Raw genomic sequence first — 10117 nt, forward strand, 5'->3', positions numbered from 1 at the left:
CTTTCAACTTAAATTCATCACTATATTTTGTCATATTAAAACACCCCTAAAGTTAGTTTTTTTACTCTAACTTTAGGGGTGCAGTACCATCCTGGGGTTAGTGCAATCATCATAGCTGGCATTATCTTATCTTTGTATTTGATCGGCATTTTCAATGGCTGTTATTTTACCATTCTTTGTCGTTATTAATATTGAGAAGGAATTGTTTGGATTATCATCATAAACTAACCCATCGCTATTTTCTATCGTTGGTGTTCCGTGAACGGATTTAAATGCTTCTACTGTTACATTTGTTGGTGCTACGTATATATGCTCTGCTTTATCTTTACTATTATATTTTACAGCTACGTTGCCATATTTTTCAGCATGAGATTGTCCAGCTTCTATACGTCCATCTGACTTCCCGAATTTCTTTTCAATGGCATCTCGCGACAATCCAATACCTACTCCATAAAACCCGCTTCTTACATCAGCATTCATAAAGCCTTGGCTAAATTGAGTCGTTTGGACATCGATGCTTGGAGGATCGCCTTCTGGTTCCTCAGAATCATCACTGGATTCTTTGTCATGACTTTCCTCACTACTCGGTTCTTTATCAGCTGTTTGTTGATTACTAGAAAATTCAATACGATTATCACCAGCAATAAATTGATACGCAATGAAACCAAATACACCAACGATTAAAAGTAGTAATACTAATATCATTCCCGAAAATATCTGTTTCAAATTCCTTCCTCCGAACTGTAATTTTCATAAAAAAGTTTATAAATGTATTGTAATTCATATCAAAATGACTTTCTATAGTAACCTAAAATAAAAAAGAATAGATTTCTCTATTCTTTTTAAACTATTTCTAAATATACCTTACACCAACACTTCTGTTTTATTTTCTACGCATTGTTGGACTGATGCTGCTACTTGATCGACGACTCTTTTTTCTAATGAATTTGGTATGACATAATTCGCATTGAGTTCGTCTTTGTGAATTGTTGCTGCTATGGCTTTTGCTGCTGCTATTTTCATTTCAGTTGTGATATGTTGTGTCTTGGCATCTAATACTCCTCTAAATATACCAGGGAATGCTAACAGATTATTAATTTGATTTGGATAGTCTGAACGACCCGTTCCAACGATTGCTGCACCCGCTTCATACGCTTCTTCCGGATAAATTTCTGGTGTTGGATTCGCTAATGCAAAGATAATTGGGTCGTTGTTCATTGATTGAACATGTTCTTTTGATAATGCTTTTGGACCTGATACGCCGATAAATACATCTGCATCCTTTATGACATCTTCTAAAGTACCTTGTATATTATCAAGGTTTGTATATTCAGCAATTTCTCTTTGTGCATCATTCAACCATTCTTCTGATTTATTTAAGACACCTTCTAGACTGACGAGCGTAATATTTTGATAACCCGCTTCTAACAATAATTTCGCAATCGCAATACCTGCTGAACCTGCGCCATTTATAATGATTTTCGCATCTTTTTCTGCTTTATCTACAACTTTAAGTGCATTGATTAATGCTGCAAGTACGACGATTGCTGTTCCGTGTTGATCGTCATGAAATACAGGTATATCTAATTCTTCTATTAAACGCTTCTCTATTTCAAAGCAACGAGGTGCTGAAATATCTTCTAAATTGATACCTGAGAAATTAGGTTGTAATGCTTTAATAATTGAAATGATTTCTTCAGTATCTTTCGTGTCTAATGAAATTGGAAAAGCATCAACATTCGCAAGTTTTTTAAAGAGAATGCTCTTACCTTCCATAACAGGTATGGCTGCTTTTGGACCGATATCACCTAAACCTAGTACTGCTGTTCCATCTGTAATAACTGCAATCATGTTACCTCTTGCAGTTAATGTATTTACTTTTGTTTCATCTTCAGCAATTGCTCTACATACTGCAGAAACACCTGGCGTATAGACAACACTTAAGTCTTCTTCTGAAGTCACATCTACTTTGCTCGTGATTTCAATTTTACCTGCGCGTTCTTGATGTAAATTTATAGATTCACCGTATTCATTACTTTCAGTCATTTTTAATTACTCCTTATTTATTTATATTTAGCTTAATAATTTTAATAAAAGTGATGCTAAGATTACGGTAGATACACCACCGATTCTAGTAGCAACTTGTGCAAACGGCATTAATGCCATACGTTTAGACGCTGATAATATCGCAACATCTCCTGTACCACCTAAGCCACTATGACAACCTGTTACGATGGCTGCATCAACGGGATACATCTTCATTAATTTTCCTACGAAATATCCAGATAATATCATGACAAATACAACTGACGCACATACGATAACGTATGCTGGTGTTACAATCTTCACAACATCTTCTAAAGGAATATAAAGCATACCGAGACCGACCATTAACGGCCAAGTTAAACTTGTTGAAATAAATTTGTATAAATTATGCGCACCGTCTTCCATTTTGTGTGGCATCACTTTAAGACACTTAATTAGTGTCGCAAATAAAATCATAATAACCGGTCCTGGGACACCAATGAATTTCTGACCAAGTGTACCAACAATAAAGAATGTACAAGCAATGAGTAAACCTGCACCCATTAGCGAGAAATCAATGACTTTCTCTTTCTCTTCATGAACTTCATTACCATCTTCAGATTTTACTAATTTCCCATTTCCTGAAAGATGTTTTTTCTTTTCACCTAAACGCATCATAAGCCCTGCACTGACAACTGCGAAGATATTCCCAATAACAGCTGCTGGAATCATTTGAGATACGAATGATTCTGCTGATCCACCTAAAATAGATGAATATGCAATAGATAATGGAAGTATCCCTTCACCGATACCGCCACCGATAATTGGAACAACGATATAGAAGAAAGTATGTTGTAAATCATATCCAAACAATAATCCAACTAACATACCTGCTACGACAGCTAATACTGTACCCACTATTAAAGGTACAAACATGCGTGTGAAACCTTGAATTAACATTTTTCTATTCATGCCTAAAATACTGCCGACTACTAAACAAGAAATATAGAAATACAAGAAATTAGACGTCTTCATCAAAGTCGTAACGGCTTCCATTGAAGAGGTATTAATCACGTTTAAAAATACTAAAATAGAAGGTACAAGCAATGCTAATATAGCTGGTCCACCTATTTCTTTTAATATAGGAATTCTCTGCCCTAAATCGCCAAGCAATATTCCTAAAATCATGATGACAGCAAATCCACCAATCATATCTGCTGGTAAAGTATTATATACAGATGCTGTTAATATAATTGCAGCTAAGACAATGTATAACGGTAATGGTAATACACCAATTTTAGCTTTCATTAATTTTTCCCATAAGCTTTTTATATTATTTTGGATAGGTAACTCACTCTCGGTAACCGCTTCCAAATTGGTCTTCGTATTCATTTTTATCCCCCTTAATTGATATAAATTCATTTTATGAAAACGCAACCAAAAATTATAGCTTATGAAATTTTAATTATCTTTTTGTAATTAAAAAAACCAAACGAACTGAATCGTTTGGTTTTTAATTTAGATATATCATGACATATATCCTTGTAAATATTTTAAGTTGTCTTTGTTTAACTTGTAGAAGTATATCGGTCGGCCAATACCATATGTTAAAGATTCTTCCAGCACTTCAATATCTGTTAAGAATTTTAAATATTTTCTTACAGATACTCTTGAAATATTAACTGCTTTAGAAATATCATCTGTTGAAAATGCATGATCTTCAAAGTCATTCATCTTCTCAATGATGCTTTGTAATGTTTCTTTTGTGACGCCTTTTGGCAATTTCAGTTCTGAATCATCTGTAACAACTTGTTTATTCAAGAACTCTGCATCAATATCTGCTTGTTTAATTTGCTGATTATCTTTAAAGAAAGTCTGTCCTTGTTTGTATTTAAGTAAAGACTGCTTAAATCTTTCGAATTCAAATGGTTTAATTAAATAATCTACCGCGCCATATCTGAAAGCTGTCTGAATATCTTCAGCATCTGTAGCAGCTGTTATTAATATCGCATCTACTTGATAACCTTGTTCTCTTACATATTTCAAAAAAGTTAAGCCATTTTCTTCTGGCATGTATATATCTAACAATAATAAATCGATCTTCTTTGACTGAATGACTTCCATTGCTTCTGTCACATTCTGTGCAAAATCAACTAACGCTTCAGGATCTACTTTTTCTATAAATTGACGATTGATTTGTGCAACCATTGGGTCATCTTCAACTATAAGTATATTTAACATTTATCTTCGTCCTTTTTCGGATAGTTTATAACAACTGAGAACTGTACATTTCCTGCTTCATGCGCATTGATTGATATTTGACCATCAAGCTTTTCAACACTTTGTTGAACGAGGTGTAAACCATACCCTCTATTCTCTCCTTTAGAAGAATAGCCTTTTTCAAATATATGTTCATCTAGTTCATGACTTAGACCCACGCCTGAATCTATCACATCTATCATTAATTGATCTTGTTTATAGTTCAAGTCTACGTCAATTGTTTTCTTTTTAAGTGATGATGATACTAATGAGTCTATACTATTATCAATTAAATTACCGATAATTGTAATCACTTCATGCGTAATATGTGAATCTTTCGGTTCTGGTATCGTAGCATGATTAACTATAGAAAGCTTGATTTGTTGTTCGCGCGCCAAACTAAGTTTACCAATTAAGAAACCAGCTAGTGCAGCATCTTTAACTTTCGATGTGATATCTCCACTTTCTTGACTACCGAGTTCAACAATTTCACGTATGTACTGCTTTAAATCATCGTAATGTTCCATCTGCAACATACCAGAAATCACATGCAATCTATTACTAAATTCATGCGACTGGGCTCTTAACGTATCTGCATACGTCCGAACACCTACCAACTGCTCTGATAATTTATGCACTTCTGTCTTATCCCTAAACGTCGATATCGCACCTACTATGTCATTATTCACAATTAACGGTACTCTATTAACCAATATCTTCACACCATTAATATCTTGCTCTTTATCAAGTTCAGGCTTTCCAAGCTCAACAATCTTAGGCAATTGCGTCGAAGCCATATAATCATTAATTGGCATACCTATAGGATCACCCTTAAGACCTGCTTTCTTAAAAATATCCATTGCAGACTTATTAACCAAATTAATTTTACCTTCTTTATCAACTGCTACAATCCCTTCATGAACAGACTGTAACATCGTATTACGTTCACCTAGAATTTTCGCAATATGAGAAGGTTCAAGTCCTAACAAAATACGCTTAATATAAATCGATAATAAATACGCACCGATAGCACCTACAATTAAACCAATCACAGATCCAATGATAATTTTCTTATTGCCATCTGCCAAAGCTTCATACACCGTCTGCATAGGCACACCAACTGATACCGCACCCACTTGTTTACCATCAGCATAAATAGGCGTAAAAGCACGCATCGTTAAACCAAGCGTACCTTTCGCAATAGAAGAACTAGACTTACCATGTAAGACTTCTCCTTCATCGCCACCTTTAAAATGCTTACCAATCAACTTCTCATTCGGGTGAGACTTTCTAATACCATTCATATCCATGACAACAATAAAACTCACGTCCGTTGTTTTTTGAATCTTAGACGTATAATCTTGGATTTTATGATCATCACTATCCTCAGCCAAAGACTTCTGCACAACCTCAGAACCAGCAATCGCCTTACCAATAACCTCCGCCTTCTCCTTTGTCGTACTATGAATCGTATCCTTAATCGTATTACTGATTAATAAACACGTAATTAATAAAGAAAATAGCACCACAATACAAACCACAATAATCACAAGCGTACTCAACTTTAATCTTTGCTTCTTCAAAACATAACCGCCTTTAGTAAACATTACAAATGTTATTAATTATTAAGAATATATCATATTCTTAGTTTTCATATAATAAATCATTGGAAATTATCTAAAGTTGAATTTTTATGGATCGTAATTTTACATTTTATTAACCTTGAGAACAATTTTTGATAAAATATAGACAAATATCATAATTTTTGGAGGTAATATTTTGAAAAAACAAATCGAAGTTGTAGGTGCAATTATCTTTAATGATGATAAGGTACTTTGTGCACAAAGAAATGAAAATATGAGTTTACCTCTTATGTGGGAATTCCCTGGCGGTAAAATAGAAAAAGGTGAATCTGAAATAGAGGCTTTGAAACGAGAGATCAGTGAAGAAATGTTATGTGATCTTGAAGTTGGTGATAAAGTTACTTCTACTTCTTATGAATATGACTTTGGAATTGTTAACCTTCATACATATAAATGTAAATTGAAAGAAAAAATGCCTACACTTACTGAACATAAAAGTATTCAATGGCTTGATGTTAAAGATCTTGAAACTTTAGAATGGGCACCGGCCGATATACCTGCTGTCAAAATCATTGTAGATGAGGTATAAATATGAACAATTTATTAGAAGACTTTAATCAGTCGCTACACAAAGGGTTTATAGATCGTACAATTTCACATAAAGGTAATTTCATGCCGAAATTATTAGTTAATAATAATGAAGAAAATGTACTTTCTACTATTATTAATGAACTGCATAAATGTAAGACATTCACGATTTCAGTCGCTTTTATCACAGAAGGTGGATTAGCAAGTTTAAAATCGCATCTATATGATTTAGACAAAAAAGGTGTTCGAGGTAAAATTATTACTTCGAATTATTTGGGGTTCAATACGCCTAAAATGTATAAAGAATTATTAAAGCTTAAAAATGTAGATGTAAAATTAACTGGTGTTAATGGATTTCACGCTAAAGGTTATGTATTTGACCATGAACATTATTCGTCCATGATTGTCGGAAGTTCTAATTTAACTTCTAACGCTTTAAAAGTTAACTACGAACATAATATCTTACTTTCTACTCAAAAGAATGGCGACCTCGTTTATAATATTAAAGCACAATTTGATGAACTATGGCATAATAGTACCCCTCTTTCTGATGAATGGATTCAAGATTATGAGAAGACATATGATGCCCGTAATTTAAAAGAAGCACAACGCATTACCGAGCAACAAAATGAAATCCAAAAAAATATTGATGCAGCAGTTAGAATCGAACCTAACATTATGCAAAAAGAAGCATTACATTCATTAGCTGAACTCAGAAAAGAGCATAAAGATAAAGCACTGATCATTTCAGCTACTGGTACAGGAAAAACAATTCTCTCTGCATTAGATGTGAGAAGTTACAATCCTAATCAATTTCTATTTATCGTTCATAATGAAGGTATTTTAAAAAGAGCTATTCAAGAATTTAAAAAAGTACTGCCATTCGCACAAGATAAGGATTTTGGCTTATTAACAGGGAAACAAAAGAATACTAACGCTAAATATTTATTTGCAACGATTCAAACATTATCTAAAGAAGATGTTTTTATGCAGTTTGATGAAAAGTACTTTGATTATATCGTTTACGATGAGGCGCATCGCTCTGCTGCCTCATCATATCAAAAGGTATTCAATTACTTTACACCTGATTTTGTACTTGGTATGACCGCAACACCTGAAAGAACCGATAATTTAAATATATTTGAAATGTTTGATTACAACATCGCTTATGAAATTAGATTACAAAAAGCGCTAGAAAGTGAAATACTCTGTCCCTTCCATTATTTCGGTGTCACAGACTATGTGCTTAATGGTCAATCTACAGATGATTACAGTAATTTAGCAGATTTAACTTCTGATGAAAGAGTTAAACATATTCTAGAAAAGACTCAATACTATGGATACTCTGGTGACACACTTAAAGGACTTATTTTCGTTAGTAGAAAAGATGAAGCATGGGAGCTCGCTAATAAATTAACTGCTCTTAACGTACCTTCACTTGCATTGACTGGTGAAGACAACATGGATAAACGACAAGAAGCAATCGAACAACTAAAATCAGGAGAAATCAATTACATTATTACCGTTAACTTATTTAACGAAGGTATTGATATCGCACCTGTAAATCAGATTGTCATGTTAAGGGAAACAGAATCAAGTATTATCTTTATTCAACAGCTTGGTAGAGGCTTAAGAAAAGCAGAAAACAAAGAATATTTAACGGTTATTGATTTTATAGGTAACTATAAGAAAAACTACCTCATTCCAGTCGCATTATCTGGTGATCAATCACAAAATAAAGATAATTACAGAAGATTTATAGCGGATAATACTGCATTAACAGGTGTTTCTACTATCAACTTTGAAGAAGTAGCTAAGAAACAAATATATGATTCACTGAAACAAGTCAACTTGAGTTCAGCAGCTCACATTAAACAGGCATTTAATGAAGTTGAACAAAGAATTGGTCGAACGCCATTATTAATGGATTTCATTAGACAGAATTCTATAGATCCTAGCGTGATATATTCTAGTGACAGTACTTATAATAACTATCATGAATTCATAGTCAGATTCAAGAAAACTGAAGACACATTAACTAAAAATGAAAGTCTCAACTTAACGTTCTTGTCTCGAGAAATCGCACCAGGCTTAAAAAACGTTGATTATACAATTTTAGAAGCTATTATTAGAAGACCTCATAAAATACATGAGCTACTACCAATCGCACAACAAATTGATTCAAACGTTACAAACGATGACATTCAGACAACCTTGAAAATTTTAGACCATCGTTTCTTTAGCGTTACAATAAACAAAACGTATGGTAGCCCTATTATCAACATAATCGATGATGAGGTTAGACTGACCGATACATTTTCATCAGCACTAGAAAAAACAGTATTCAAAACATACGTTGATGACATTATTGAATTAGCTAAATACAATAACATGGTACATCACGGTAACCAAAACGGCTTACTACTATATAACAAATATACAAGAAAAGACTTCGTTAAATTACTAAACTGGAAATCTGATGAGTCCGGAACAATAAACGGCTATAAATTCGGAAATAATACTTTACCCATTTTCATTACATATCATAAACAAGATGATATCAGTGATAATACAAAGTACGAAGATGAATTCCTAAGTCCCGACGAACTCAAATGGTTTACAAGAAGTAATCGTACATTAGAATCAAAAGAAGTCCAAAAAATCTTAGCACATCAAAAAAATAATATAGACATGTATATCTTTGTAAAGAAAGAAGACGTGGCAGACGGAAAAGAATTTTATTACCTGGGAAAAGCCCACTACATTAAAGATTCAGCAGAACAAACAATCATGCCAAATGCGAAACAACAAAATATCGTCACAATGACATTATCTATGGAATCACCTGTAAAAGACGAAATATATAGATATATCATAGAGGCGTAGGGAAGAGTCTAGGACATCATTGTTCTAGACTTTTCAATTCTCTACAAATATTTCTCCAACACTATTTCATCTCGAATTGGAATTCCGTTTTCTGCAAATTGTGGAATGGATGGCTTTTGTTTTCTTGCTTTTTCTACTGCATTTGGAATAACTTTTCTGATGTTATATCCTCTTTTTTGATAGAACTTCAAAGCATTTAAGTTATCATTTGTTGTTATGACTGAAATGTTTGTTATATCCTTTTCCTCAGATATTTCTTCTAACTTTTTCAACAATTGACTTCCTATTCCTACATTCTCCCTAAAACTATCCAATGAAATAATTTCTATTTGATCATTTCTTATTATATATGTAATCACACCAATTATTTCCGCTTCATCGTACGCAACAAATCCTGGTAAATCTGATAATTGATATGTTCCTGAAGAGACAACCATTTCATCATCACCCCAGTTATCAATATACAAATCGATGAGTACTTGTTTATTGATGTCATTAGTATGAATCACTTTCATTGTTAATCACCTGCTTCTTATACTTTAACCAAATTATATTAAATACTCTTTAATTTGTGCTATGAGCACTAAATTATTACAAAAAAATAACCATTCCCAACTTTGATACACTCCCCTAAAAGCAGACACTTTAAATATAAAAAGTGGACTATATTATGCACTAACCCCATGATGGTAGTGACCCCCCAAAGTTAGAGTTTCCATTATGCTATTAATTGGCTGGATTGAGTTCGGTATTGTACTGGACTTCGTCCAGCCAAT

8 protein-coding genes are annotated in these 10117 nt (G+C 33.3%); 2 read left to right on the forward strand and 6 right to left on the reverse strand.

The annotated features are described in order from the left end of the window. Positions 1-126 precede the first annotated feature (126 nt). The 5 genes from LQ611_RS13420 to dcuS all read right to left on the reverse strand — a co-directional run bounded on the left by LQ611_RS13420 (position 127) and on the right by dcuS (position 5867). Positions 127-726 (reverse strand): hypothetical protein, encoded by a 600-nt coding sequence (locus LQ611_RS13420; protein ID WP_103361036.1) that lies wholly within the window; start codon positions 724-726, stop codon positions 127-129. 138 nt (positions 727-864) lie between these two features. Then, complete coding sequence (locus tag LQ611_RS13425) at positions 865-2046, reverse strand: NAD(P)-dependent malic enzyme (protein ID WP_037589142.1); 1182 nt, start codon at positions 2044-2046, stop codon at positions 865-867. Between the two features lie 27 nt (positions 2047-2073). Continuing rightward, the gene (locus tag LQ611_RS13430) at positions 2074-3417 is read right to left on the reverse strand and encodes a 2-hydroxycarboxylate transporter family protein (RefSeq protein WP_103361038.1); all 1344 of its coding nucleotides are present in this window, start codon (positions 3415-3417) and stop codon (positions 2074-2076) included. Positions 3418-3552: 135 nt separating this feature from the next. Then, on the reverse strand, positions 3553-4266 hold the full coding sequence (locus LQ611_RS13435; RefSeq protein ID WP_103361039.1) for a response regulator: 714 nt from the start codon (positions 4264-4266) through the stop codon (positions 3553-3555). Next, entirely contained in the window at positions 4260-5867 is a 1608-nt protein-coding gene (dcuS, locus tag LQ611_RS13440) for a DcuS/MalK family sensor histidine kinase (RefSeq protein ID WP_142381250.1), read from the reverse strand. Before dcuS ends, LQ611_RS13435 begins: the two co-directional genes overlap by 7 nt. Positions 5868-6063: 196 nt before the next feature. Between dcuS and LQ611_RS13445 the strand changes: the two genes are divergently transcribed. Beyond that, on the forward strand, positions 6064-6456 hold the full coding sequence (locus tag LQ611_RS13445) for a (deoxy)nucleoside triphosphate pyrophosphohydrolase (protein WP_025905399.1): 393 nt from the start codon (positions 6064-6066) through the stop codon (positions 6454-6456). A 2-nt stretch (positions 6457-6458) separates the two neighbouring features. Then, positions 6459-9341 (forward strand): DEAD/DEAH box helicase, encoded by a 2883-nt coding sequence (locus LQ611_RS13450; protein ID WP_107596897.1) that lies wholly within the window; start codon positions 6459-6461, stop codon positions 9339-9341. A 41-nt stretch (positions 9342-9382) separates the two neighbouring features. On the opposite strand, the gene LQ611_RS13455 is transcribed toward LQ611_RS13450, so the two are convergent. After that, positions 9383-9856 carry a GNAT family N-acetyltransferase gene (locus LQ611_RS13455; RefSeq protein ID WP_107566037.1) on the reverse strand — a complete coding sequence of 158 codons (474 nt, stop codon included), beginning with the start codon at positions 9854-9856 and terminating at the stop codon, positions 9383-9385. Between the last annotated feature and the right edge of the window lie 261 nt (positions 9857-10117).

It is taken from the genome of Mammaliicoccus sp. L-M44 (assembly GCF_022386355.1).
GTDB lineage: Bacteria > Bacillota > Bacilli > Staphylococcales > Staphylococcaceae > Mammaliicoccus > Mammaliicoccus sciuri_A.